The 24817-nt window shown below is 72.1% G+C and carries 25 protein-coding genes and 1 pseudogene; 10 read left to right on the top strand and 16 right to left on the bottom strand.

Annotation, left to right across the window (positions count from 1 at the left end; all coding sequences use genetic code 11):
- Positions 1–56: 56 nt before the first annotated feature.
- Entirely contained in the window at positions 57–425 is a 369-nt protein-coding gene (locus ACZ6I3_RS38190) for a hypothetical protein (RefSeq protein ID WP_382580035.1), read from the bottom strand.
- Between the two features lie 247 nt (positions 426–672).
- Between ACZ6I3_RS38190 and ACZ6I3_RS38185 the strand changes: the two genes are divergently transcribed.
- The gene (locus ACZ6I3_RS38185; protein WP_469420933.1) at positions 673–2751 is read left to right on the top strand and encodes a SpoIIE family protein phosphatase; all 2079 of its coding nucleotides are present in this window, start codon (positions 673–675) and stop codon (positions 2749–2751) included.
- Here the strand turns inward: ACZ6I3_RS38185 and ACZ6I3_RS38180 are convergent.
- Positions 2723–3562: a putative protein N(5)-glutamine methyltransferase gene (locus ACZ6I3_RS38180; protein WP_469420932.1), complete on the bottom strand. Its 840-nt coding sequence runs from the start codon at positions 3560–3562 to the stop codon at positions 2723–2725. The genes ACZ6I3_RS38185 and ACZ6I3_RS38180 overlap by 29 nt on opposite strands.
- A 315-nt stretch (positions 3563–3877) precedes the next feature.
- Here ACZ6I3_RS38180 and ACZ6I3_RS38175 point away from each other — a divergent pair, with 315 nt between their 5' ends.
- The 5 genes from ACZ6I3_RS38175 (at position 3878) to ACZ6I3_RS38155 (ending at position 7544) form a co-directional block, all read left to right on the top strand.
- Positions 3878–4276, top strand: a complete 399-nt coding sequence (locus ACZ6I3_RS38175; RefSeq protein ID WP_469420952.1) for a MarR family winged helix-turn-helix transcriptional regulator — start codon at positions 3878–3880, stop codon at positions 4274–4276.
- Positions 4277–4364: 88 nt separating this feature from the next.
- Positions 4365–4970 (top strand): sulfite oxidase-like oxidoreductase, encoded by a 606-nt coding sequence (locus ACZ6I3_RS38170; RefSeq protein WP_469420931.1) that lies wholly within the window; start codon positions 4365–4367, stop codon positions 4968–4970.
- Positions 4963–5718 carry a ferredoxin reductase gene (locus tag ACZ6I3_RS38165; protein ID WP_469420930.1) on the top strand — a complete coding sequence of 252 codons (756 nt, stop codon included), beginning with the start codon at positions 4963–4965 and terminating at the stop codon, positions 5716–5718. Before ACZ6I3_RS38170 ends, ACZ6I3_RS38165 begins: the two co-directional genes overlap by 8 nt.
- A 179-nt stretch (positions 5719–5897) precedes the next feature.
- Positions 5898–6482, top strand: a complete 585-nt coding sequence (locus ACZ6I3_RS38160; RefSeq protein WP_469420929.1) for an Rv1733c family protein — start codon at positions 5898–5900, stop codon at positions 6480–6482.
- Positions 6483–6575: 93 nt separating this feature from the next.
- The gene (locus ACZ6I3_RS38155) at positions 6576–7544 is read left to right on the top strand and encodes an acetylxylan esterase (RefSeq protein ID WP_469420928.1); all 969 of its coding nucleotides are present in this window, start codon (positions 6576–6578) and stop codon (positions 7542–7544) included.
- 208 nt (positions 7545–7752) lie between these two features.
- On the opposite strand, the gene ACZ6I3_RS38150 is transcribed toward ACZ6I3_RS38155, so the two are convergent.
- Both ACZ6I3_RS38150 and ACZ6I3_RS38145 read right to left on the bottom strand, forming a co-directional pair.
- Positions 7753–8508 carry a class I SAM-dependent methyltransferase gene (locus tag ACZ6I3_RS38150; RefSeq protein ID WP_469420927.1) on the bottom strand — a complete coding sequence of 252 codons (756 nt, stop codon included), beginning with the start codon at positions 8506–8508 and terminating at the stop codon, positions 7753–7755.
- 4 nt (positions 8509–8512) lie between these two features.
- Positions 8513–9076 carry a PadR family transcriptional regulator gene (locus ACZ6I3_RS38145; protein ID WP_469420926.1) on the bottom strand — a complete coding sequence of 188 codons (564 nt, stop codon included), beginning with the start codon at positions 9074–9076 and terminating at the stop codon, positions 8513–8515.
- A gap of 69 nt (positions 9077–9145) precedes the next feature.
- Between ACZ6I3_RS38145 and ACZ6I3_RS38140 the strand changes: the two genes are divergently transcribed.
- The 4 genes and pseudogenes from ACZ6I3_RS38140 to ACZ6I3_RS38125 form a co-directional block, all read left to right on the top strand.
- Entirely contained in the window at positions 9146–9544 is a 399-nt protein-coding gene (locus ACZ6I3_RS38140) for a nuclear transport factor 2 family protein (RefSeq protein WP_469420925.1), read from the top strand.
- A 25-nt stretch (positions 9545–9569) separates the two neighbouring features.
- Positions 9570–10397, top strand: coding sequence for a class I SAM-dependent methyltransferase (locus tag ACZ6I3_RS38135; RefSeq protein WP_469420924.1), 828 nt, complete (start codon positions 9570–9572; stop codon positions 10395–10397).
- 279 nt (positions 10398–10676) lie between these two features.
- Positions 10677–11819 carry a transcription termination factor Rho gene (gene rho, locus ACZ6I3_RS38130; protein WP_469420923.1) on the top strand — a complete coding sequence of 381 codons (1143 nt, stop codon included), beginning with the start codon at positions 10677–10679 and terminating at the stop codon, positions 11817–11819.
- Between the two features lie 115 nt (positions 11820–11934).
- Positions 11935–12771: pseudogene (locus tag ACZ6I3_RS38125) on the top strand (D-alanyl-D-alanine carboxypeptidase family protein); the annotation flags it as partial.
- 83 nt (positions 12772–12854) lie between these two features.
- On the opposite strand, the gene ACZ6I3_RS38120 reads toward ACZ6I3_RS38125, so the two are convergent.
- The 12 genes from ACZ6I3_RS38120 to ACZ6I3_RS38065 form a co-directional block, all read right to left on the bottom strand.
- The gene (locus ACZ6I3_RS38120; protein ID WP_469420922.1) at positions 12855–14225 is read right to left on the bottom strand and encodes a glycosyltransferase family 87 protein; all 1371 of its coding nucleotides are present in this window, start codon (positions 14223–14225) and stop codon (positions 12855–12857) included.
- Positions 14222–15616 carry a polyprenol phosphomannose-dependent alpha 1,6 mannosyltransferase MptB gene (gene mptB, locus ACZ6I3_RS38115; protein ID WP_469420921.1) on the bottom strand — a complete coding sequence of 465 codons (1395 nt, stop codon included), beginning with the start codon at positions 15614–15616 and terminating at the stop codon, positions 14222–14224. Before mptB ends, ACZ6I3_RS38120 begins: the two co-directional genes overlap by 4 nt.
- A gap of 100 nt (positions 15617–15716) precedes the next feature.
- Positions 15717–16649: a glutaminase gene (locus tag ACZ6I3_RS38110; protein ID WP_469420920.1), complete on the bottom strand. Its 933-nt coding sequence runs from the start codon at positions 16647–16649 to the stop codon at positions 15717–15719.
- A 42-nt stretch (positions 16650–16691) separates the two neighbouring features.
- On the bottom strand, positions 16692–18107 hold the full coding sequence (gene aspA / locus ACZ6I3_RS38105) for an aspartate ammonia-lyase (protein WP_469420919.1): 1416 nt from the start codon (positions 18105–18107) through the stop codon (positions 16692–16694).
- A 119-nt stretch (positions 18108–18226) separates the two neighbouring features.
- A complete protein-coding gene (locus tag ACZ6I3_RS38100; RefSeq protein WP_469420951.1) occupies positions 18227–19243 on the bottom strand; it encodes an asparaginase in 1017 nt (338 codons plus the stop codon).
- A 32-nt stretch (positions 19244–19275) separates the two neighbouring features.
- A complete protein-coding gene (locus ACZ6I3_RS38095) occupies positions 19276–20718 on the bottom strand; it encodes an amino acid permease (RefSeq protein WP_469420918.1) in 1443 nt (480 codons plus the stop codon).
- Complete coding sequence (locus tag ACZ6I3_RS38090) at positions 20715–21392, bottom strand: FadR/GntR family transcriptional regulator (protein WP_469420917.1); 678 nt, start codon at positions 21390–21392, stop codon at positions 20715–20717. The genes ACZ6I3_RS38095 and ACZ6I3_RS38090 overlap by 4 nt, the downstream gene beginning before the upstream one ends.
- Positions 21393–21556: 164 nt before the next feature.
- On the bottom strand, positions 21557–22393 hold the full coding sequence (locus tag ACZ6I3_RS38085) for an undecaprenyl-diphosphate phosphatase (protein ID WP_469420916.1): 837 nt from the start codon (positions 22391–22393) through the stop codon (positions 21557–21559).
- Positions 22394–22495: 102 nt separating this feature from the next.
- Positions 22496–22843 carry a fluoride efflux transporter FluC gene (locus ACZ6I3_RS38080; RefSeq protein ID WP_469420915.1) on the bottom strand — a complete coding sequence of 116 codons (348 nt, stop codon included), beginning with the start codon at positions 22841–22843 and terminating at the stop codon, positions 22496–22498.
- Positions 22840–23322: a fluoride efflux transporter CrcB gene (gene crcB / locus ACZ6I3_RS38075; protein ID WP_469420914.1), complete on the bottom strand. Its 483-nt coding sequence runs from the start codon at positions 23320–23322 to the stop codon at positions 22840–22842. The genes ACZ6I3_RS38080 and crcB overlap by 4 nt, the downstream gene beginning before the upstream one ends.
- A 184-nt stretch (positions 23323–23506) precedes the next feature.
- Complete coding sequence (locus ACZ6I3_RS38070; RefSeq protein ID WP_469420913.1) at positions 23507–24469, bottom strand: SMP-30/gluconolactonase/LRE family protein; 963 nt, start codon at positions 24467–24469, stop codon at positions 23507–23509.
- A gap of 47 nt (positions 24470–24516) precedes the next feature.
- The gene (locus ACZ6I3_RS38065; RefSeq protein ID WP_468196513.1) at positions 24517–24774 is read right to left on the bottom strand and encodes an ArsR/SmtB family transcription factor; all 258 of its coding nucleotides are present in this window, start codon (positions 24772–24774) and stop codon (positions 24517–24519) included.
- Between the last annotated feature and the right edge of the window lie 43 nt (positions 24775–24817).

Here is a 24817-nt window from a genome sequence, read left to right as displayed (position 1 = left end):
TTTATGCAACTAGTTGCATAAGGTGATGGAGGGCACACCGGGCTACGGCCAGGGGATCACCGGCTCTCGAGGCGCACGTGCAGTTCCTTCTCCTGGTCGCCGGGGACCGTGGTCAGGTCCTGCACGACGAACAGGGAGTCCAGCCTCATGCGGAACTGTTCGATCGCCCAGTACCCGCCGTGCAGGTCCGCGTCGACGGAGGACGACAGCCGGGCCGGCCGCGCGCCCTCGTGCGTGTCGGCGACGTCGAAGGTGCCGAGCCACACGGTCGGGCGGGTCTCGTGCAGTTCCTCGGGCACGTCGTCGGCGCACCGGTCCGACTCGAAGCAGGCGCACAGCGTGTCGAACACGATCCGGGCGTCGTGCTTGCTGCATCCGCTGATCTCCACCGAGACGGAGTGGGGGTGCGGTCGCTCAAGGTCCATCGTGACGCTCCTCTGCCTTCTGGCCACGCTGCCGTATCCGCCCCTTTCCCAGCAAAGCACCACCTTCCGACGAGCACTACCGGCAGCGCCCCTGTTGTGGTGACCGGTTTGCGGGGCGGTACGCGCCGTGTTGGGAGATGGTGGAAGGTGACGGAAGGGGCCTCGAGAAAACGGCTCCGCGCGGTAGAACATGGGGTGTCGGCACCATGACGGCGTGCCGCGAGGATCGGCGAAGGCGGGGCATGGGATGAGTGCAGCCGGGTCTCCCGTGGCCGAGGGCGACGAGCCCCCACGCGGGTCGGCACGACCGAGCGGGCTGCTCGACGTCCTGAGCATGGCCTCGGTGGTCCTCGACTCCGAGGGCCGCATCGTGCTGTGGAGCCCCCAGGCCGAGGAACTGTTCGGGTACGAGGCGCGGGAGGCGCTCGGGGAGTACGCCGCCCGGATCATGGTCCACGAGCAGTACGTCGACCTCGTGGTCAAACTGTTCGCGGACGTCATGGGCACCGGGCAGAGCTGGGCCGGGGCCTTCCCCATCCGCCGCAAGGACGGCAGCACACGGCTCGTGGAGTTCCGCAACATGCGGCTGCTGGACGACGAGGGCGACGTCTACGCGCTCGGTCTGTGCGCCGACCAGTCGACCGTGCACCGGCTGGAGCGGGAGGTGGCGCTGTCGACGCGGATGATCGCGCAGTCCCCCATCGGGCTGGCGGTGCTGGACACCGGGCTGCGGTACGTCTCGGTCAACGCGGCGCTGGAGGAGATCAACGGCGTGCCGGCCGAGGAGCACCTGGGCCGCACGGTCCACGAGGTGGTGCCGCAGATGGACGTCGAGGCCCTGGAGGCCGCGGCGCGCCGGGTCCTGGACACCGGCAGGCCGGTCGTCGACCAGTCCACGATCGGCCGCACCCCGGCGGACCCGGACCAGGACCACGCCTGGTCGATCTCGCTGTACCGGCTGGAGAACGCCTTCGGGACCGTGCTGGGCGTGGCCGTCTCGATCGTCGACGTCACCGAGCAGTACCGGGCGGGCATCGAGGCCGAGGCCGCCCGGCGGCGTCTGGCCCTGATCGCGGACGCCTCCGGCCGGATCGGAACCTCGCTGGACCTGGACCGCACGGCCCGCGAGCTCGCCGACGTGGCCGTGCCGGAACTCGCCGACATCGCGGCCGTCGATCTGCTGGACGCGGTGGTGCAGGGCCGGCGCACCAGCCTCGGCCCCGCCGAGTCTGCCGTGATCCGCGCGCTGGCGGTCCAGGGGTACGACTCGGTCGAGGCCCTGGAGGCGGCCGACCCTCCGGGACAGGTGGCCCGGTACGCGCCCGACCGGCTTGTCACCGAGTGCGTGCGTACGGCCAGTCCCGTGATGCTGCCGCAGGTCACGGACGAGGATCTGCCGCGTATCGCCCGTTCCCCGGAGGCGGCGAAGCTGCTGGGCCGGGCCGGAGTGCACTCCTATCTGGCGGTGCCGCTGATCGCGCGCGGTGAGGTGCTGGGGGCGCTGGATCTCAAGCGCACCCGCAATCCGCTGCCGTTCTCCGAGGACGACCTGCTGCTGGCGCGCGAGCTGGCCGCCCGGGCGGCCGTGCAGATCGACAACGCCCGCTGGTACCAGAGTGCCCGGGACACCGCGCTCACCCTCCAGCGCAGTCTGCTGCCCAGCCATCCCCCGGTGACGGGCGGTCTCGAGGTCGCCTCCCGCTACCAGCCGGCCGGGGCCACGAGCGAGGTCGGCGGCGACTGGTTCGACGTCATCCCGCTGGACGGCGGCACGACCGCGCTCGTCGTGGGCGACGTGATGGGCAGCGGCATCCCCGCGGCGGCGACCATGGGCCGACTGCGTACGGCGACCAACACGCTGGCCGCCCTCGACCTCGACCCGGCCCGGCTGCTGGAGCACCTCGACAAGATCACCGAGGGACTGGAGCAGGCCATCGCCACCTGCGTCTACGCCGTCCACGACCCGCATCGGCGACAGTGCCGGATCGCCAACGCCGGGCATCTGCCGCCGGTACGCGTCCGGGCCGGCCGGCCTCCTGAGCTGCTCGACCTGCCGACCGGGGTACCGCTCGGCGTGGGCGGCGTCCCGTTCTCCACGACCACGGTCGACCTCGAGCCGGGCGACCGCCTGGTCTTCTACACCGACGGCCTCGTCGAGACCCGCCGCGACCCGCTGGACGACCGCCTCGACACCCTCCTGTCCCTGCTCGACGGCCCCGACCGCCCTCTGGAGGAGGTCTGCGACCTGCTCCTGCGCACCCTCCACGAGCCGGACAACTTCGACGACGTGGCCCTGCTCATCGCGCGGGCGACGGCCCCGGACTGAGCGGCACCGGCTGCCTCACCCCGATCACCACATGCGCGTGCAGCTCCTCCGAGACGGCCAGGCGGGTCGTCAGACCGTTGCGCTCGAACGCGGCGACGGCGGTCGGGGCCTGGTGTCGGCTGGTCTCCACCAGGACGCAACCTCCGGGCGCGAGCCAGCTGTGAGCCTCGGCCGCGACCCGGCGCAGGACGTCGAGGCCGTCCGTGCCGCCGTCGAGGGCGACCAAGGGCTCGTGATCACGGGCTTCCAGGGGCAGCAGGCCTATCTCGTCGCTGGGTACGTACGGCACGTTGGCCGCGAGGATGTCGACGCGGCCGAGCAGCTCACCGGGCAGCGCCTCGAACAGGTCGCCCTGGTGGACGTGACCACCGGCGGCGGCGAGGTTGCCGCGGGCGCAGTCCACGGCGACGGGATCGATGTCGGCGGCGTGCAGTTCGACGCGGCCCAGCCCGGCGGCCAGCGCCGCACCGACGGCCCCCGAACCGCAGCACAGGTCCACGACGACGGTGGGGACGGGCGCCTGGGCGAGGGCCTGTTCCACCAGGAACTCGGTGCGGCGGCGCGGCACGAAGACACCGGGGGCGACAGCGATGCGCAGGCCCCGGAACCCGGCCCAGCCGACGACGAGTTCGAGGGGCAGGCCCTCGGCGCGGCGCTCGACCATGGCGGCCGCTTCGGCCGGGGTGCCGGCGGTGGAGAGGATCAACTCGGCCTCGTCCTCGGCGAAGACGCACCCCGCGGTGCGCAGGGCCTCCGCCACGGAGGCACGGGACAACGGCGTGGAGGGCGGGACAGAAGACACAGACGGCATGGAAGCCAAGAGCCTTTCGAGAGCCGAAGGGCGCTCCGGCGGTCGCCTAAGGGCGGCGGTCCGCGCGGCATCGAGGAGTGAGCACCCGAGCTGACACAGCGGTAATGGGTCTCACCTCCTCGGCTTCCGATGGCTGGGGTGGTCCCCAGCCGGACGGCAACATTACCTGACGGACCGGCCGCCCGGTACGGGACCGAGGGCCTGCCGCCCGGCCGGCAGGTGGTTGGGCCATGCAACCATGGAAAGGCCAGGCAGCAGCGCCATGAGGGAGGCCAGGTGAACCCAGCCGACGCCGTGGAGACCATCCAGCGGGAGATGACGGTCTTCGCCCGCCGTGCCCGTGCCGCGGCGGGGCGGATGCACCCCGAGCTGTCGCTGGTGTCGTACACGCTGCTCGGGCATCTGGAGGAGAGCGGCGGCTGCCGTGCCACCGATCTGGCCGCCCACTACGCCCTGGACAAGTCCACCGTCAGCCGCCAGGTGGCCGCCCTGGAACGGGCCGGTCTCATCGAACGCCGCCCCGACGCGGAGGACCAGCGCGTTCTGGTGCTGCATCTGACGGAGTCCGGCCGGCGCGTCCTGGCCCGGGTCACCGAGAGCCGCCGGGCCGCCTTCCGGGAGCGGCTGGCGGACTGGCCGGCCGAGGATCTGTCGATGTTCGCCGAGTGTCTCGTGCGCTACAACGCGGGCTCCGGGCCCGGTGGGCACGACTGAGGCGCACCGCACGTACCGTTGAATGCGCAATCACTGATCACCCGGGGCCCGGCGTGGCACCGTCGGCCCGGTCCGGAGGCAGTTCCCCATGCACATCACCAGAGGCTTCACCGGGCGCCCCCGCGTCGACGACCCCGGGCTGCCGCCGGGCCAGTACGACGCCGGCGACGACTGGCCCGTCCTGTCCGCCGAGGTCACTCCCGACCTGGCACCCGCCGACTGGACGTTCCGCGTCGACGGCCTGGTGGACGAGCCCCGCACCTGGGACTGGGAGGAGGCGCACCGGCTGCCGCCGTCGGCGTACGAGGGCGCCATCCACTGCGTGACGGGCTGGTCGAAGTTCGGGGTGCGGTTCTCGGGCGTGTCCCTGGACACCTTCCTCGATGTGGTCCGGCCCCATGGGTCGGCGACCCATGCCGTCGCCTACTCGCACACCGGCTACACCACGAACCTCCCGCTCAGCGACCTGACCGGCGGGCGTGCCTGGATCGCCTGGGAGTACGGCGGCGGCCCGCTCGCCCCCGAGCACGGCGGTCCGGCGCGGCTGCTGGTGCCGCACCTGTACTTCTGGAAGAGCGCCAAGTGGATCGCGGGCCTGCGGATCCTCGACCACGAGGAGCCCGGTTTCTGGGAGCAGAACGGCTACCACGAGCGGGGCAACCCCTGGGAGGAGCAGAGGTACTCCGGTGACTGAGACCTTCGTGCCTCCCACGCGGTTCGCCGTGCCCGGGCGCATCGCGGTGAGCGAGCAGGCCGCCGCCGTGTGGCAGACCGCCACGCTGACCGAGATCCGGCGTGAGACCGCGCGTGCCGCCACCTTCCGGTTCGCCGTGCCCGGCTGGCCCGGGCACCTGCCCGGCCAGCACCTGATGGTGCGGCTGACCGCCGAGGACGGCTATGCGGCCCAGCGCCACTACTCGATCGCGTCCGCCCCGGACGACTCCGGGCACATCGAGCTGACCTTGGACCACGTCGACGGCGGCGAGGTCTCGGGCTGGTTCCACACCGTCGCCCGGCCCGGCGACCGGGTCGAGGTCCGGGGCCCGGTGAGCGGCTTCTTCGCCTGGCCCGGGGACCGGCCCGCGCTGCTGATCGGCGCCGGCTCCGGTGTCGTACCGCTGATGTCGATGCTCCGGCACCACCGGGCGCGGAACCTGACCGTGCCGCTGCGCCTGGTGGTGTCCGCGCGCGGCCCCGAGGAGCTCATCTACGCCCGGGAGTTCGGAGCGGAGACCACGCCCGTCTTCACCCGGGCCGCGCCGGAGGGTGTGCCGGTGGGACGTATGGCCGCGGCACATGTGGCGCCGCTCCTGGCCGAGCAGCCGTCCGGTGGGTGGGAGGCCTATGTGTGCGGCTCCAATTCCTTCACCGAGCATGCCTCGCGGCTGCTCGTGACGGCCGGTCAGCCCGTCGACCGCGTCCGGATCGAGCGCTTCGGCTGATCTCGGGAGCGGACCGACGGCCCGGCGCCCGGTACCGGAGCCACGACGAGCGATCGATGCGCGTCGGAGGGGGTACCCGGTCCCTGGTACTCGCAGGTGTGGCATGACGCGGAGGGAGCGGCACCGCAACCGTACGGCCGGCCCGGCCCTCCGGCCGCGGTGACGGCGAGGAGGTCGACATGCGAACCCGGGTGCGCGGCTGGCGTTGGCGGCGCGGTCCGCTGCGGCGCCGGTCCGATGTCGTCGAGGCGTGGACGGTGCTGGTGGTCGCCGTCCTGCTGCTCGTGGGCGCGCCTCTGGCGGGAGTGGCGGCGGCCTGGTGGGCCCATGACGAGGCGACGTCGGTCTCGGTGGAGCAGCGCGCGGAGCGGCATCGCGTCCGTGCCGAGGTGGTCGGCAGGAAGGGCGACTCGCTGCCGTCGGTGGAGGCCGGCGGACAGCAGGCGTTCCGGGCGACCGTGCGCTGGACGGAGCCGGGCGGGGGGACGCGCACCGCGACGGCTCCGGTCGCCGCGGGCACCCGGCAGGGCGAGGTCGTGGACGTCTGGTTCGACTCCCGGGGGCGGAACGTTCCCCCGCCGGTGGACGGCACCACGGTCTGGCAGCACACCCTCACCATCGGCACGTGTGCCGCGGGCGGTGCGGTGCTCGTGGTGGTCCTCGGCCACGTCGTCGTGCGCCGGGTGGCGCTGCGCCGCAGGCTGGCCGAGTGGGACCGGGCGTGGGCCCGTACGGAACCGGAGTGGACGCACCGCCGCGCGTGACGCGCAAAAATGCCTGGCGGGTCCTCCGACCGCCCACATAGTGTGATCATCCGCTCTGTCTCCGCAGCTGTTCCTCACCCAAGGCGGTCCTGCATGGCCCTGTTCGACCTTCCTCTCGATGAGCTCCGCGAGTACCGCAGCGCGTCCCCCGAGCCCGAGGACTTCGACGCGTTCTGGGCCAAGACGCTCCAGGAGGCGCGTCAGCACGATCTGGACGCCCGCTTCGAACCGGTCGACACGGGCCTGTCCACCGTGCAGGTGTTCGACGTGACGTTCGCCGGCTTCGGTGGTCATCCGGTCAAGGGCTGGCTGACGCTGCCGGCCGGGGCGGACGGACCGCTGCCGCTGGTCGTGGAGTTCATCGGCTACGGCGGAGGCCGCGGACTGCCGCACGAGCACCTGCTGTGGGCGTCCTCGGGCCGGGCGCACTTCGTGATGGACACCCGCGGGCAGGGCAGCGCCTGGGGCGCGGGCGGCGGCACGGCGGACCCGGTGGGCGGCGCGCCCGCCTTCCCGGGCTTCATGACGCGCGGTATCGACGCGCCGGAGAACTACTACTACCGCCGGGTGTTCACGGACGCCGTGCGGGCCGTGGAGGCGGCCCGTTCGCACCCCCTGACCGACGCCACGCGCACGGTGGCCGTCGGCGCGAGCCAGGGCGGCGGCATCACGATCGCCGTGGGCGGCCTGGTCCCCGACCTGGCGGCCATCGCGCCGGACGTGCCGTTCCTGTGCGACTACCCGCGCGCGGCGACGCTCACGGACCGGCACCCGTACCGGGAGATCGGCCTGTACCTCAAGACGCACCGCGGTCGCGCCGAGGACGCCCTGCGCACGCTCTCCTACTTCGACTCCGTGCACTTCGCCGCCCGCGGCCGGGCCCCGGCGCTCTTCTCGGCCGCCCTGGAGGACCAGACCTGCCCGCCCTCCACCGTTTTCGCGGCCTTCAACGCCTGGAGCCACGAGGACAAGGAGATCGAGGTGTACGACTTCAACGACCACGAGGGCGGCGGTCCCTTCCAGGAGGCGGCCAAGCTGCGCTGGATGCGCTCGTACATCTGATCCGGCCGTTCGCGCCGGCGGGCTTCCACACGGTACCGACCAGTCGGTATGTTCTTCGCGGCCGGGCCGCTCCATGGCCGCCCGGCCCCGAGACGGTCGGCGGAGGGGCTCATGTCCGAGAACGAGACACAGGTGCACGGGCACTGCGACGCGCGCGCCCGCTGGAGATCACCGACCTCGTCGTGGACGCCCAACAGGACGCGCTGGTCTACGAGTTCACCCTGCCGGGCCGGGCCGATCCGTCCGGCAGCCGGGCCACGACGAGCCGTACCCGCGGGCTGCCGTCCCGTCGCGGCCCGAACTCCGGCAGGGCGTAAAGGTCCACCCGGAAGCCGGCGCGTGCCAGCTCGCGCTGAACGTCCCCGAAGCGGAACGCGCGGTAGTACATGACGAACGGAGGCCGCCACAGCGCGTTGCGCACCCGCATCACCGTGTCGAAACCGAGCAGCATCCAGTAGCCGAGCGAGCCCGGGCGGGGCGGCGCCACCAGCGGAAACGCGAAGCAGCCGCCCGGCCGCAGGACCGAGCGGACCTGCGCGAACAGGGTAGGCAGCTCACGGGGCAGGAAGTGCCCGAAGGCCCCGAAGCTGACCACCAGGTCGAAGGCGGGAGCGAAGGGCAGGGCGCGGGCGTCCGCCCGGACCCAGGAGACCGGCGGCTCCAAGGGCCCGACCCGCTCCCGCGCGATGTCGAGCATGCCCGCGCTGAAGTCGACGCCGGTGACCCCCTCCCGGCACACCCCCGCCAGCACACCGACGCCCGCGCCGGTGCCGCAGCACAGGTCGAGGCCGGTGCCGAAAGGCCCCATGCTCCGCAGTGCCGACCCGACGGCGTCGAGGACCGCTTCGGGTGTCCGGAAGGGGGTGTGGTCGAACTTCGGTGCCAGGAGGTCGTAGCCGCGCTCGACGGACGACAGCGCCTGGACGGCGAGTTCACGCAGACTGGGACCTTCGGGGCTGAACATCGGCTCAGCCTAGGGGAGCTCGCTCCTCGATGACCGTGAGTACGCGTTCGCACCAGCGGAGGTTCTCCTCCTCGAAGCCGATGCCTCCCATCAGGGTGAGGTACGGACCGACGCGGCCGGCCTCCCGCAGGTACTCCTCCTCGCCGCGGCCGGCCAGCAGGCGTTCGCGGACGCGCCGGTAGCGGGCGAGCTTGCCGCGGGCCCACGCCGCGCGCTCCTCGACCAGGGCACGGGTGGCCTCGGGGTCCGCGCCGTCCATGGCCTGGATCTTGATGAGGAGTTCGTCCCTGATGGCGGTGGGCCGCCGGGGCGGTGTGGCGGCGAAGGTGCGCAGATCCTCGCGGCCCGCCTCGGTGAGCGTGAACATCCGCTTGTCGGGCCGCCGTTCCTGGCGTACGGCCCTGGCCTCGATCAGCCCGTCCTGCGCGAGGCGCTCCAGTTCCCGGTAGAGCTGCTGCGGCGTGGAGGCCCAGAAGTTCGCCAGCGAGACGTCGAACACCTTGGAGAGCTCGTAGCCCGAGGCCTCTCCTTCCAGGAGTGCGGCCAGAACGGCGTACTTCAGAGACATGTGGACACACTAACAGCAGTTGATTAATCTCATCCGCACCTACTCAACTAATTGACCAAGGCAGGTTCGATGCGTGCATTCCGCGAGGCCATCGAGGCAGACGACCTCGACGCCGCCGAGGCGCTCCTGGCGCCGGACGTCGTGTTCACCAGCCCGGTCGTGTTCAAGCCGTACGCCGGGAAGGCGATCACGGCGGCGATCCTGCGCGCCGTCTCCGGCGTCTTCGAGGACTTCCGCTACGTGCGCGAGATCAACGACACGGACGGCCGTGACCACGCCCTCGTCTTCAGCGCGCGAGTGGGCGACCGGGAGATCAGCGGCTGCGACTTCATCCATGTCGACGAGAACGGACTCATCGACGAATTCACCGTGATGGTGCGCCCGTTGTCAGGGGCACAGGCGCTCGCGGCGGCCATGGGCGCGCAGTTCGAGCGGATCGCCGAGGAGGCGCGAGCACGCTCGGTGTGAGCAACTCGTCTGGTTGGATGCCCCCATGACGTCCGCCGAGCACGACGCGCTGATGCGGGCCAACCAGGCCAACTGGGACGCCCGCACGCCCGTCCATCTCGCCAGCCGGTTCTACGGTCTCGACCAGGACCTCGACCCCGAGCGCTGGTTCGCCTCCTTCGAGTGGGAGGACCTCGGCGAGCTGGCCGGGCGTGACGTGCTGCATCTGCAGTGTCACCTCGGCACGGAGACGATCGCCTTGGCCCGGCGCGGAGCCCGTGCCGTCGGCCTCGACTTCTCCGAGGCGTCGGTGGCGGCCGCGACCGGCATCGCCGCGAAGGCCGGGACGGACATGACGTACGTACACGCGAACGTGTACGACGCCGTCGAGGCCCTGGACGGGCGGCGGTTCGACGTCGTCTACACGGGCAAGGGCGCCCTGTGCTATCTGCCCGACCTGGACCGATGGGCGGAGGTCGTCGGCCGGCTCCTGCGGCCGGGCGGCAGGTTGTACGTCGTCGAGTTCCATCCCCTCCTCAACTCCCTCGGCCCGAAGCCCGCTCCGGGCGAAGGCACCGAGCTGCTGCTGCGCCATGACTACCTGAGCGGCGGCGGCCCGGTGCGCCGGGACGCGACCCGCACCTACACGGACGGCCCGGCCGTCGAGGGCGCCACGGACAGTTACGAGTGGATGCACGGAATGGGCGAGGTCGTCAACGCGTTGACCGGAGCGGGACTCACCGTGCGGCGGCTGCGGGAAGGCGACGAACTTCCCTGGCCGCGCTGGCCCCAGATGGTCCGTACGGAGTCCGGCTGGTGGCGGCTGCCCGAGCCGCGGATCCCGCTGCTGTACGGGCTGCTGGCCGGCCGCTGAGGCTTCTGAGGCACATTTCACGCCCCCGGCATCGCGTCCGGTGGTACAGTACGAGCAGCACTCGTGTACGCCCGGGTTTCGGGCGCCGGTGCCAGTTCATTTCTTCTCTTTCTCTTCATTTCCAGCACCGCCTCGCTGAGCAGGACGTTCTTCGTCGTAGCCAAGGTGCTGTGCTGTTCTCGCCGCCCGGAGGCGTGCCCCAAGGCCCCTCCCTTCGCGGCTCTCTCCCCCTCCCCTTCGCATGTCCCATGCCGACCGTCCGTGAAAGGACACACCACCATGACCACCACACTCGAGAACCCACCCGTCCAGCAGCAGACCCAGGCCCAGAACGCGACCGGCGTCCTCGACATCGACGCGGCCGGGAAGGGGCATCTGCGCGACGAGGGCCTCCTGCCCACGCCCGCCGATCCTCCGGTCTCCCCCGCGCTGATCCGCCGGTACGGCCTGCGCAAGGGCGACCTGGTCGAGGGCGTGCGCGGCGACCGGCGCGGTCTGACCGACGTCGTACGGGTCGACGGCCGCGAGCCCGGCGAACCGCGCGGCCGGCGCCACTTCCGGGACCTGACACCACTGCATCCGCACGAGCGGCTGCGTCTGGAGCACCCGGCCGCCGGACTGACCGGACGGGTCGTCGACCTGATCTCGCCGGTCGGCAAGGGCCAGCGCGGGCTCCTCGTGGCTCCGCCCAAGACCGGCAAGACCGTCATCCTCCAGCAGCTCGCGGCCGCCGTCGCCGGCAACCATCCCGAGAGCCGGCTGATGGTGCTGCTGCTCGACGAGCGGCCCGAGGAGGTCACCGACATGCGGCGCAGCGTGCGGGGCGAGGTGTACGCCTCGACCTTCGACCGCAGTGCCAAGCAGCACATCGCGCTCGCCGACCTCGTGATCGAACGGGCCAAGCGGCTCGTCGAGGCGGGCGAGGACGTCGTCATCCTCCTCGACTCGCTGACCCGGCTGTGCCGGGCGCACAACAACGCGGCCGCGTCCGGTGGCCGCATCCTCACCGGGGGCGTCGACGCGTCCGCGCTGACCGGCCCCAAGCGGTTCTTCGGCGCCGCCCGGGCCGCCGAGGAGGGCGGCTCGCTCACGATCCTCGCCACCGCCCTGGTGGAGACCGGCTCCCGGGCCGACGACTTCTACTTCGAGGAGCTGAAGAGCACCGGCAACATGGAGCTGCGACTGAGCCGCGACCCGGCGTCCCGCCGCGTGTTCCCGGCCGTCGACATCACCCCCTCCGGCACCCGCCGCGAGGAACTCCTGCTGCCCCCGGCCGAGTTGACGGCCGTGTACGGCCTGCGGCGCGTGCTGCAGAGCCGGGACGGCCAGGGCGGTCTGGAGACCCTCCTGGAGCGGATGCGCGAGACGCCGGACAACGCGACGTTCCTGCGGCGCATCCAGCCGACCCTGCCCTCGGGCTGACGGACACCCCGACCACGCCGTTCCGGGACGTCGCCGGTGTGGCATCCGGGTGCTCGCGGACGCTGTTCGGCCCGGTCGTCGCCGTGCGGAGCACATCCGTTTCTACGTTAATCATATGATCCTCGGACTCTCTTTCCGGATGGCCGTCTCGGCCGGTGTGCTCTGTGCGGTGGGGCTCCTGGCGGTGGTGCCCGCCGCGGCGGACGTCTCCGGCAGGGCGGAGCCCAGTGCGCCCGCCGGGCCGAGGGCGGCGGCCCCGCACCCCTCGCTGCTGCACGTCCCCGGTACCCATGTCCGCCCGCGTGCCGGGGTGCCCCGTCTCCCGGAGGTCTCCGCCCTGTCGTGGCTGGTGGCCGACGCCCGCAGCGGCGATGTGCTCGCAGCCCACAACGCGCACCGCAGGCTGCCCCCGGCCAGCACCCTGAAGACCCTGTTCGCCCTCGCGGTGCTGCCCGCGCTGCCGTCGAACGGCCGGCACACGGTCCGTGCGGAGGAACTCCGGGGCGTCGGTGCCGGCAGCAGCCTGGTCGGGGTCGCGGAAGGCCGTACCTACCGGGTCGCCGACCTCTGGCGCGGTGTCTTCCTCAACTCCGGCAACGACGCCGTGCACGTCCTGGCCGAACTGAACGGCGGCTGGCGGGCCACGGCCCGGCGGATGCAGGCCGAGGCCCGCTCCCTGGGCGCCCACGACACGCGTGTGCTGTCGCCGGACGGCTACGACACGCCGGGCCAGGTGTCGTCGGCGTTCGACCTGGCGATCTTCGGCCGGGCGGGGCTGCGCAACCCGGACTTCGCCCGGTACTGCGCCACGGTCGAGGCCAGATTCCCCGGCGGGGGCGGCTGGTCGTACGCGATCCGCAACACCAACCGGCTGCTGAGCGGCACCCGCGGCGTGAAGCCGTACCGGGGGCTGATCGGCATCAAGAACGGCTACACCAGCAAGGCGGGCAGCACGCTCGTCGCGGCGGCACGCCGGGGCGGGCGCACCCTCGTCGTGACGGTGATGAACCCTCAGGAGGGCGGCGGGGCCGCCGTCTACGAGGAAGCACGCTCACTGCTCGACTGGGGGTTCCGGTCGGCCCCGGGGGTCGAAGCGGTGGGCTCGCTCGAGACCCGGCGGGCCCCCGCTCGGCCGGGAGCGACGACGCTGCCCGCGGCCGCCGCCGCGGCCGTACCGGAAGAAGCCGCCTCCGCCTGGACCGAGGCGGGGCTGATCGTGGGTGCCGTCGGGCTGGGCGCGGCGGTCGTCGTGCTGGTGCTGCGCCTGCCGGTCCGCCGGTCCGAGGGGAGTTGACCGACCGGCAGCCACAGCAGCAGACCCAGGGTGATCCAGACGTAGGTGTTGCTGCCCAGGAATCCGTCGACGCCGGACGCGTCGTCGAACCACAGCCACACCACGCTGGTGCACAGCACGGCGTACAGGGCGCCCGCGATCCGCGGGTGCCCGGTACGGACCAGCACGGCGAAGGACGGCAGCAGCCACACCAGATGGTGCACCCAGGTGATCGGGCTGACGAGACACGCGGCGAGGCCGGTCAGGGCGAACGCGGCCGTCCAGTCCCCCGCGGCGACCGCCCGCCGCACTCGCACCGCCCACACACCCAGGATCAGCAGGACCGCCGCCGCCCACACCGCCCGGTCCGGTTCGCCGAGGCGGGCCAGAATGCCCTGGACCGACTGGTTCGAGACGTAGCCGAGGCGCCCGATGCGGCTGGTGTCCCACAGCGCGTCGGTCCAGTAGAAGCGCGAGGCGTCCGCGTCGACCCAGGCCGCGAGGGCCGTGGCCCCGAGGGCGACGGCCGTGGCGAGAGCCGCCGCGCGCCACCGCCGGGCCACCAGCAGCAGCCCGATGAACAGCGCCGGGGTGAGCTTGATCGCGGCCGCGAGCCCGATGCCGACGCCCGCCCACCGTCCGCATCCGCGTCGGGTGGCGAGCAGCGCCGCGTCGGTGAGCACGAGAGCCAGCAGGAGCAGGTTGACCTGACCGAAGCTGAAGGTGTCGCGGAGCGGTTCGAACAGTGCGAGCAGACAGGCGATCAGGGCCCAGCCGTACCAGCCGTGGCGCCGCCATCCGGGGCCGGTGAGCAGGCGCAGGATCACGGCCAGGGCCGCCAGGTTGAGCAGCAGGGCGGCTGCGATCGCGGTGCGCAGGTCCAGCAGGGCCATCGGCAGCATGGCGACCGCGGCGAACGGCGGGTAGGTGAAGCCGTATGCCGTGCCGGGCACCCGGTAGTCGTAGATCCGGCCGCCGTGATGGACCCAGGTGTCGATGCTGCCGTGGTAGACGCGCAGGTCGAACCAGTCGCGCAGCAGGGGCACGGTGGCGGTGAAGACGGTCACCGCCGTCGCGAGGGCGAGCAGGAGCAGCAGTCGTCCGCGGTCGGTGCGCGGCGGGGCCGGGGTCATGCCGCGCCTCCCAGCGCCGGGGCGAGTTCGGCCTGGCGGGCCTGCCACAGCACGACGACCGCGAGCGCGCCGCCGGAGACGGCGAGGACGAGTTGCCCCGTGTCCGCCGCGCCGCCGCTGGGCAGGACGCAGAGCGCGAGCACACCGGTCACGGCGGCCGTGCGGTGGCGTACGGAGGTGCTGGGCGTGGCGGCGGCGATGAGGAACAGGCCCCACAGGGCGTACCAGGGCCGGATCGCCGGGCCGAGCGCGGCCACCGCCGCGAGGCTCAGGCCCAGCGCGTAGACCGGCCGTGGGCGCAGCCGGAGCCATATCAGCACGATCGCGACCACGGCCGCCGCGATACCGAGCGCGTGCCAGGCGGGGATCGCCAGGGGCGCGAGGTCGCTGCCCAGGTGTTCCAGCAGGGCCCGGGTGGCGCGGCCGAGCAGGGTGGTCAGGGCCCAGTTCTGGGGTGAGACGGGGGTGTTCAGGGCGCCGATCCAGCCGTACCCGGTGCCTGCCACGGCCGTGGCGGCGGCGGTCGTCCCCGCGGCGGCGACGGTGGTGGTCAGCAGGGCCTTCGCCGGAGTGCGGCCCGCGCGGACCTGGAGGACGACGACGGCGGCGAGGCCGAGCACGGCGGGCGCCTTGACCAGGGCGGCGAGCGTGACGAGGACGGCGCCGAGGATCGGCCACCGGCCGAGCGCCGCCACCAGGCCGATGCCGAGCAGGCCGAGCATGACGGCGTCGTTGTGGGCGCCCGCGACCAGGTGCAGCAGGACGAGCGGGTTGAGGGCACCCAGCCACAGCGCGGCGGACGGGTCGGCGCCGCTGTGCCGGGCGAGCCGGGGCAGTGCGGCCGCCATCAGGGCCACGCCTGCGACCGCGACGAGCCGCATCCCGAACAGCCCGGCGGGCAGTTCCCCTCGGGTCAGACCGGACAGGGCCGCCGCGACGGCGAGGAACACCGGGCCGTACGGGGCTCCGGTGTGCCGCCAGAGCGGGGCGACCTCGTCGGCGAGCGGGCCGCCGAGCCGGGACGGCCCGTGCGCGTACACGTCCATGTGCGCGTCGACCATCGCCCCCTGGGCGAGGTAGCTGTAGACGTCCCGGCTGAACAGCGGCGGGGCGAGCAGCAGCGGTGCCGCCCAGACGGCGAGGACGAGCAGCAGGGCGCGGGGGGTGGGCGGCCTCGGCCCGCGCACCAGGCGGCCCAGCAGCGCCCAGGCCGCGATGAGCAGGACGACGCCGAAGTACACAGCGACCAGTCCGAGGGCCGCGCCGGCGGAGGCCGGGTGGAGGAGGTCCCGTACGGGCAGGGCGCCGGCCGTCTCACCGCCCGCCGCGAGGAAGGCGGTACCGGCCAGACCGAGTATCTGGCAGCGGCGGAGATCGACGGGGAAAGCCATGGCCAACACTCAGTCAGGGTGTCGATGTCGGGTGGCCGGAAGCTGACGGGGTCTGTTCCAGGAGGCAGCGGCAGCGTGACCGGCCGGTGATCAGAGGCCTTCAGAAGACGGAGAGGCCGGTCAGCGTCGTGAATCGGTCGAGGGCTGCCATGCCCGCCACCGAATTGCCGCGCTCGTCGAGGCCCGGGCTCCACACGCACAGCGTGCAGCGGCCCGGGACGACGGCGATGATGCCGCCGCCCACACCGCTCTTGCCGGGCAGCCCGACGCGGTAGGCGAAGTCGCCCGCCGCGTCGTACGTGCCGCAGGTCAGCATGATCGCGTTGATCTGCTTGGCCTGGCTGCGGGTGAGCAGTCGGGTGCCGTCGGCGCGCAGGCCGTGGCGGGCCAGGAAGCTCGTGGCCAGGGCGAGGTCGGCGCAGGACGCGGTGATCGAGCACTGCCGGAAGTACTCGTCGAGCAGGACCGGCACCGGGTTGTCGATGTTTCCGTAGGCGGCCATGAAGTGGCCGAGAGCGGCATTGCGGTCGCCGTGCGCCGTCTCGGAGGCGGCTACCTCCTCGTCGAAGGACAGGCCGGGGTTGCCGCTCTCCGCCCGCAGGAACGCCAGCAGTTCGCCGGAGGCGTCGCCGGTACGGGTGTGCAGCCGGTCGGTGACGACGAGGGCGCCCGCGTTGATGAACGGGTTGCGCGGGATGCCGTTCTCGTACTCCAGCTGGACGAGGGAGTTGAAGGGGTTGCCGGACGGCTCGCGGCCCACGTGCTCCCACAGGGCGTCGCCCTCGCGGGCCAGGTCGAGGGCGAGGGTGAAGACCTTGGTGAGGGACTGCGCGGAGAACGGCTCCCGCCAGTCCCCCACGCCGTGCACCGTGCCGTCGGGTTCGGCGACGGCCATGCCGAACCGGCGCGGGTCGCGGGCGGCGAGCGCCGGGATGTAGTCGGCGGGCCGGCCGCGGCCGGGGGTCCGCTCGATCTCCTCGGCGATGCGCTCCAGGACCGGCTGGAAGGTCGTCGGCGATGTCATGATCACCATTGTCCCTCGGTGCCGGTCCCGGTGCGCTCGGCAGGCCCTGGGTCAGGCCGTCGGAGCCGGGCCGCTGCCCGCCAGGACCTCCGGGCGCAGCAGGCCGGCGAGGGTCTCGGCGGGCAGGAGGCCCTTCTCCAGGACGAGTTCGGCCACGCCCCGGCCGGAGGCGAGGGCCTCCTTGGCGATGTCGGTGGCGGCGGTGTAGCCGATGTGCGGGTTGAGGGCGGTGACCAGGCCGATGGAGTTCTCGACGGTGGCGCGCAGCGCCTCGGTGTTGGCGGTGATGCCGGCCACGCAGCGTTCGGCGAGGGTGAGGCAGGCCGCGCGCAGATGGGTGATGGACTCCGACAGGGAGTGCAGGATGATCGGCTCGAAGGCGTTGAGCTGGAGCTGTCCCGCTTCGGCGGCCATGGTGATCGTGACGTCGTTGCCGATCACCTCGAAGGCGACCTGGTTGACGACCTCGGGGATCACCGGGTTGACCTTGCCGGGCATGATGGACGAACCGGCCTGCACCGGCGGCAGGTTGATCTCGTTGAGGCCGGCGCGCGGGCCGGAGGACAGCAGCCGCAGGTCGTTGCAGCTCTTGGAGAGCTTGACCGCGATGCGCTTGAGCACGCCCGACATCTGGACGAAGGCGCCGCAGTCCTGGGTCGCCTCGACCAGGTTGGCCGCGGTCACCAGGGGCAGGCCGGTGAGGGCCGCGAGGTGACGGCGGGCCGCCTCCGCGTATCCGGCGGGGGCGTTGAGGCCGGTGCCGATCGCCGTGGCACCGAGGTTGATCTCATGGATCAACTCGACGGCCTCGGCAAGACGGGACCGGTCCTCGTCAATCATGACCGCGTATGCGGAGAACTCCTGGCCGAGTGTCATCGGCACCGCGTCCTGCAACTGTGTACGGCCCATCTTGAGCACGTCGTGGAACTCGACGGCCTTGCCGGCGAAGGTGTCCTGCAGGACGGACATCGCCGAGAGCAGCCCGCGCACCGCGAACACCGTCGCGACCTTGACCGCGGTCGGGTAGACGTCGTTGGTGGACTGGCCGAGGTTGACGTCCTCGTTCGGGTGCAGGTACTGGTACTCGCCCTTGGCGTGCCCCAGCAGTTCCAGCGCCCGGTTCGCCACGACCTCGTTGGCGTTCATGTTGGTGGACGTGCCGGCGCCGCCCTGGACGACGTCGACCACGAACTGGTCGTGCAGCTTGCCGTCGCGTATCTCGCGGCAGGCGGCGACGATGGCGGCGGCCTTCTTCGGCTCCAGCAGGCCGAGTTCCTCGTTGGCGAGGGCGGCGGCCTCCTTGACGGCGGCGAGCGCGTCGATCAGATGCGGGTACGCGGAGATGGGCATACCCGTGATGGGGAAGTTCTCCGTGGCGCGCAGGGTGTGGACACCCCAGTAGGCGTCGGCGGGCACATCACGGTCGCCGAGCAGATCGTGTTCGGAGCGGGTGGCGGCGGCGGTCATGAGAGTTCTTTCTGAGCGGAGGGTTGTGCAACGAAGGGGGCGCGGGGAACTGCGCGATCAACCACAACCGGCCCGCAGACCGGCGACGCCCGCAGTCCCCCGTCGGATCCGGCGCAGGATCACATGTCGGCCGTCGCCAGGAGAGGATCCAGCGCACGAACCGGCCGCACATACCCCACCGGCTCCCCTCCCCCGAGCAGCGGCTCGCCCTCGAACTCCGCGAGCAGGCCCGGGGCGACGCCCGCCCGGGCCAGCGCGGCGGCAGCCACCGGCACACGCGCCCGGTTCGCCCCGTCGGAGATCTTCACAGCGACGGCCCGCCCATCGGGCAGCGCGGCGACCTGAACGCCCTCGAAGCCGTCCTTGGCGAGCAGCCCCGGCACGGCCCGCATCAGCGCGGCGACGTCCCGGCCGGAGCCGGAGGCCATCTCGGCGTGCTCACGCATCGCGTCGGCCACCCGGGCCTCGGGCGTGCCCGGCACCGCGGTGGTGATGCGGGCGGTAGCGCGGGCGAGTCCGTGCAGGGAGACGGAGAACAGGGGCGCGCCGCAGCCGTCGACGGTCACCCGGGCGATGCGCTGCCCGGTGAGATCCTCGACGATCTCGGCGATGGCCTGCTGGAGCGGGTGACCCGGGTCGAGGTAGTCCTCCAGGGACCAGCCGTTGAGCAGGCAGGTGTAGAGCATGGCAGCGTGCTTGCCGGAGCAGTTCTGCGCGAGCCGCGAGGGCATCCGGCCCTCACGCACCCAGGCGTCCCGGACGACCGGGTCGTACGGCAGATCCGGGACGTTGCGCAGATGGCCCTCGGTGAGCCCGGCGATCTCGAGGATGCGCCGGGAGCCGGCGAGGTGGCGTTCCTCGCCGGAGTGGCTGGCCGCGGCCAGCGACAGGAGCTCGCCGTCGAGCGGGAGCCCGGCCCGGGCCATGGCCACGGCCTGGAGGGGCTTGAGCGCGGAACGTGGATAGAAGGCGGCCTCGATGTCACCGAGCTGGAGCTGTACCTCTCCATCGGCGCCGAGGACGACGACGGAGCCGTAGTGGATGCCTTCGACGATGCCACCGCGGATGAGGTGGGCGACGGGGGCGTGGACGGGTTCGCGGACAAGGGGTGCGTCCGCCGGGGAACTGCTGTACATCACTGCCTGTTTCTCGGGGAGCGGCGCGTCGGTCACGCGTCGGTTCCGGTGGTGGACTTGGCGGCGACACGGCCGCGGATGCCGAACCATCCGACGACCAGTGCCCCGACGATCAGCGGCAGGCACAGCACGGTGGTGCGTCCCGCGCCGCCGTCGGCGTACATGAGGACCAGGACGGAGGCGAGGAACGCCAGCGTCACGATCTCGGTCCAGGGGGAGCCCGGGAGCCGGTAGTCCGGGCGGGTCAGCTCGCCCTTCTGGGTCTTCTGCCAGAAGAGGAGGTGACAGATCATGATCAGGCCCCAGGTGGCGAGGATGCCGATCGCGGCGAAGTTCAGCACGATCTCGAACGCCTCGGCGGGCACGACGAAGTTGAGGCCGACGCCCAGGACGCAGATGCCGCTGGTGAGCAGGATGCCGCCGTAGGGGACCTGGCTGCGGCTCATCACGGCGGTGAACCTGGGCGCGGATCCGGCCATGGCCATGGAGCGCAGGATGCGGCCGGTGGAGTAGAGGCCGGAGTTGAGGGAGGACATCGCGGCGGTGAGGACGACGAGGTTCATCACGTCGCCGGCCGCCGGGATGCCGATGTTGCCCAGCACGGTCACGAAGGGGCTCTCGCCGGCGGTGTACTTGTTCCACGGCAGCAGCATCGACAGCAGGACGACCGAGCCGACGTAGAACACGCCGACGCGCCACATGATCGAGTTGATCGCCTTCGGCATGATCTTCTCGGGGTTCTCGGTCTCACCGGCGGCGACGCCGACCAGCTCGACGGAGGCATAGGCGAAGACGACGCCCTGGATGATCAGCAGCATGGGCAGCAGGCCGTTCGGGAAGACGCCGCCGCTGTCGCTGATGAGGGACGGGCCGGGGCTGTGGCCGTCGACGGGGTGCTGGGTGACCAGCAGGAAGATGCCGATGCACATGAAGAGGACGAGCGCGCCGACCTTGATGATCGCGAACCAGAACTCCAGCTCGCCGAAGATCTTCACCGAGATCAGGTTCACGGTGAGCACCACGGCCAGTGCGATGAGCGCGATCACCCACTGCGGTATGTCGGAGAACATGCCCCAGTAGTGGGTGTAGGTGGCGACGGCGGTGATGTCGGCGATGCCGGTGGTCGCCCAGTTGAGGAAGTACATCCAGCCCGCGGTGTAGGCGCCCTTCTCCCCCATGAACTCACGGGCGTACGACACGAAGGCGCCGGAGGAGGGCCGGTACAGCACGAGTTCGCCGAGGGCGCGTACGACGAGGAAGGCGAAGAGGCCGCAGACCGCGTAGGCGATGAAGAGGGACGGGCCCGCGTCGGCGAGGCGGCCGCCGGCGCCGAGGAAGAGGCCGGTGCCGATGGCTCCGCCGATGGCGATCATGTTGACGTGCCGGGACTTCAGGGACTTGCTGTAGCCCTCGTCTCCGGCGTCGACATGGCCGGAACGTTTCTGCACATCGTCGTGCAGGGACTGCTCGCTCACGCCTCGGTACCGCCTTCCGTGGGGGTGTCCGTGCGCGGGGGACGCACGATGTCGGTGAGGGTGGTCTCGACACGGTCGAGGTGGTGGGCCATCGCCTCCACCGCGTCGTTCTCGGAACCGTCGATCAGCGCCTCGACGATCGCGCGGTGCTCGCGGTTGGACTGCTCGCGGCGGCCGCCCAGCTGGTTGAGGAAGGCGGACTGGCGGGCCAGGGCGTCCCGGATCTCCTCGATGACCCGGCGGAAGACCGGGTTCTGGGCGGCCTCGGCCACGGCGAGATGGAACAGCGTGTCCATGGCGACCCACGCGGTCGTGTCCGTCTCCTTTTCCATCCGGTCCAGGATGTGGGCCAGGTGGTCGAGGTTCTCCGGAGTGCGGCGCCGCGCCGCATAGCCCGCGACCGGGATCTCGACGTGGCGGCGCACCTCCAGCAGGTCGCTCGCCGAGTAGTCGCCGAAGGTGGGGTCCTCGACGGTACTGGCGACGACGAAGGTGCCCTTGCCGGTCCTGGACACGGTCAGGCCCATGGTCTGCAGGGCCCGCAGGGCCTCGCGCAGCACGGGCCGGGAGACCTCCAGGGTGCGGCAGAGCTCCGCCTCGGAGGGGAGCTTGTCGCCGATGGCGTACTCGCCTCGCTCGATGGCGCCGCGCAGGTGCGCCAGTACCGCTTCCATGGCACTGACGCGACGCAGGGGCTGTCCGGCTGTCCGGCTGTCTGACAGGTTCACGGTGGTGATCCTGCGGGGCGCGGGAGGCGCCTGTCAAGAGGCCGAAAGGAATCGTCCAGGGGGCCGGAAGCGTGCGTTCAGGCGCCCGGCCCGCTGGCCCGTCCGGACGGTCAGCTGTGGATCACACCCGCTCCGAGCAGGCCGAACAGCAGCACCCCCACGACGATCCGGTAGATCACGAAGGCGTTGAAGGAGTGCTTGGCGACGAACTTCAGCAGCCAGGCGATGGAGGCGTACGCCACGACGAACGACACGAGCGTGCCGGCCGCGAGCGGGGCCGCGCCCACCCCGGTGCCCAGGGCGTCCTTGAGCTCGTAGAGGCCTGCGCCGGTCAGTGCGGGGATGCCCAGGAAGAACGAGAGCCGGGTGGCGGCAACGCGGTCCAGGTCGAGAAGCAGCGCCGTGGACATGGTGGCGCCGGAGCGGGAGAAGCCGGGGAAGAGCAGGGCGAGGATCTGGGAGCTGCCGACCAGCATGGCGTCCTTGAAGGAGGTGTCGTCCTCGCCGCGCTTGTGGCGGCCCAGCTGGTCCGCGGCCCACATCACCCCGCTGCCGGCGATCAGCGAGCCGGCCACCACCCACAGCGAGGCGAGCGGGCCCTGGATGAGGGGCTTTGCGGCGAGCCCGACGGCGACGATCGGGATGGTGGCGTAGATGACCCACCAGGCGAACTTGTAGTCGTGGTGGTACCGCTCCTCGCGGTCGCGCAGGCCCCGCCCCCAGGCGGAGAGGATCCGCACGATGTCCTTGAAGAAGTACACGAGCACCGCGGCGATCGCGCCGACCTGGATGACGGCCGAGAACCCGACCACGGCGTGGTCGTCGACGGGGATGCCCATGAGCCCTTCGACGATCTTCAGATGGCCGGTGGAGGACACGGGCAGGAACTCGGTCACCCCTTCGACGGCTCCGAGGACGACGGCCTGACCGACGCTGATGACGCTCATGGGATCCAGTTCTGCTCGGGGGGAAGCGGGAGCGGAGAGGACCGTCTTACTACACGCGGGCGAGAACGGATCTCATCCACGCGGCTGACACCTGCGCGCGCCTCACATACGCACGAGCGCGGCCCCCGCGAACGCAGCCCCGAGACCGGCCGCCACGCTCGCCGCCACATTGGCGGCCGCCTGGAGACGGGCCCCCGTCTCCGCGAGCCGCAGCGTCTCGTAGGAGAACGTCGAGTACGTCGTGAGGGCCCCGCACAGACCGGCGCCGAGCAGCAGCTGCAGATGCGAGGCGGCGCCGGTGAGCAGGCCAAGGATCAGGCAGCCGGTGACGTTCACGGTGAAGGTGCCCCAGGGGAAGCCCGGGCCGTGCCGGGACCGGACCGCCCGGTCGGTGAGGTAGCGGAGCGGGGCGCCGACGATCGCGCCGCCGATCACCAGCAGCCAGTTCACAACGACTCCTTACCCTTCGCGTCCGCTCTGCCCGCTCTGCCCAGGAGCCGGCGGGTGGACCGGGCCCCGAGCCACACCGCCGTGAGGGCCGCGAGCGGGGTCGTCGCGAGGTAGGCCAGACCGGTGCCGGCGTGGCCGCCCTCGAGCAGTTTCTGGATGTCGACGGCGTACGTCGAGAAGGTGGTGAAGCCGCCGAGGACACCGGTGCCGAAGAAGGGCCGGACGAGGGGGTGGACGGCCCGGATCTCGGTGACGACCACCATGAACACGCCGATCACGGCGCAGCCGGCGACGTTCACCCAGAAGGTCGTCCAGGGGAAACCCCCCGCGGCGGCGGGCCACCACAGGGAGAGCGCGTACCGGGCGGCCGCCCCCGCTCCCCCGCCGAGCGCCACCACGGCGACGACGGGCACCTCGGCGCGCCAGGAAGGCGGACGGGGGGCGGAGGCCGGAAGGCGCAGGCTCTCAGGGGCTGTCATGGGGTACGTCTCCTACTCGCCGGGGCCCGGGTCGTGCGGGCGCGTGCCGTCGCAAGTAGGGACCGTTGGCGGCTTCCTCGCCGCGGTTCGGGTACGGCGGGCCCCACCGCCGCGCCGCGAGCGGTGTCGCGGCCGGGGTTCAGACTAACCCCCGGTTCGGGACGGGGTCATTTTCCGGTCGCGGTCACTTCGTCGGCACGGGCGGCTCGCAGATCGCCACGCCGGGCTCCCAGAGGCTGCCCAGCACCAGGTGCCCGTTCGCTTCGCACACGCTGGTGACCATGCGGTAGCCGGAGCGGCGGCGGGTGAGGTGGTGGACGACGCGGCCCTCGTCGTCGAAGGCCAGCACGGCGATCGTGCCGGTGGGGCGGAACGGGGCGCGCAGGGCCACGCGGGCGGCGGCGCGGCGGACCGAGGGTGCGCCGCGGTGCAGGAGGTCGAGGGGCGGGACGCGGGGTCCGGCCAGCGCGACCCAGACCGGTCCGTCGGGGGCGCCGCGCCAGAGGTTGTCGGGCATGCCCGGGAGGTTCTCGGCGAAGGGCTGGGTCCGTCCCGCCTCGGGGCCGGTGAGCCAGTGGCGGACGAGCCGGCGGGCGCCGGTCTCGGCGACGACGAGGAAGGACTCGTCGGTGCCGACGGCGAGCCCGTTGGCGAACTGCAGTCCGTCCAGCACCACCTCGGGGGTGTCGTCGCCTGGTGCCAGGCGCAGCAGCCGTCCCGTTCCGATGTGCTCGACGATGTCGCCGATCCAGTGCTCCAGGGGGTGACGGCGGCTGGAGACGGTGAAGTAGACGGTGCCGTCGGAGAGGGACACGACGTTGCTGCAGAACCGCAGCGGCTCCCCCGCCACCGAGTCGGCGAGGATGCGGACCGTCCCGTCGCCGGTGTCGACGCGCAGCAGGCCGCGTTCGGCGTCGCACACCAACAGGTCGCCGTCCGGGAGGATTTCGAGGCCCAGCGGCCTGCCGCCGGTCTCGGCGAGCACCTCGGTACGGGCCGTGACCGGGTCCGCCAGACCCTCCAGACGCAGGATGCGGCCGTCCGCCACACCGGTCAGGACACGGCCGCGCGGGTCGGCGACCACGTCCTCGGGGCCGTGGCCCAGCGCGATGTAGTGGCGTGGGACCAGTGCCGTGGGACGGTTCATGGTGCGTGTGTCCTTCACAGTTGGAGGATGCCGCCGTACCGGGTCGCCTACCAGCCCTTCTCAAACATGCGGGCGACCTCGGCGATCCGTACCTCGTCTCGGTGGTAGTGCACGCGGCCCGCGGACCGGCTGGTGCGCAGCATGCCGGTGGCTTCGAGGAGCCGGAGGTGGGTGACGGCGACCGGGCGGGCCAGCGAGAACTTCTCGGCGACGGCGTCCGCGGTGACCCCGCCCTCGGCGGGGCCGGGTTCCTTCAGCCAGGCCAGGATGCGCAGCCGCGTCTCGTCCGTGGGAGTCCTCAGCATGTCGTGCCCCTGCCTCGCGGCTCTCGCCCTCTCACCGCGTTTC

This window comes from Streptomyces sp. NPDC041940 (assembly GCF_055589465.1).
The sequence above is the reverse complement of the archived record's forward strand: the minus strand, read 5'-3'. Positions and strand labels throughout refer to the sequence as shown.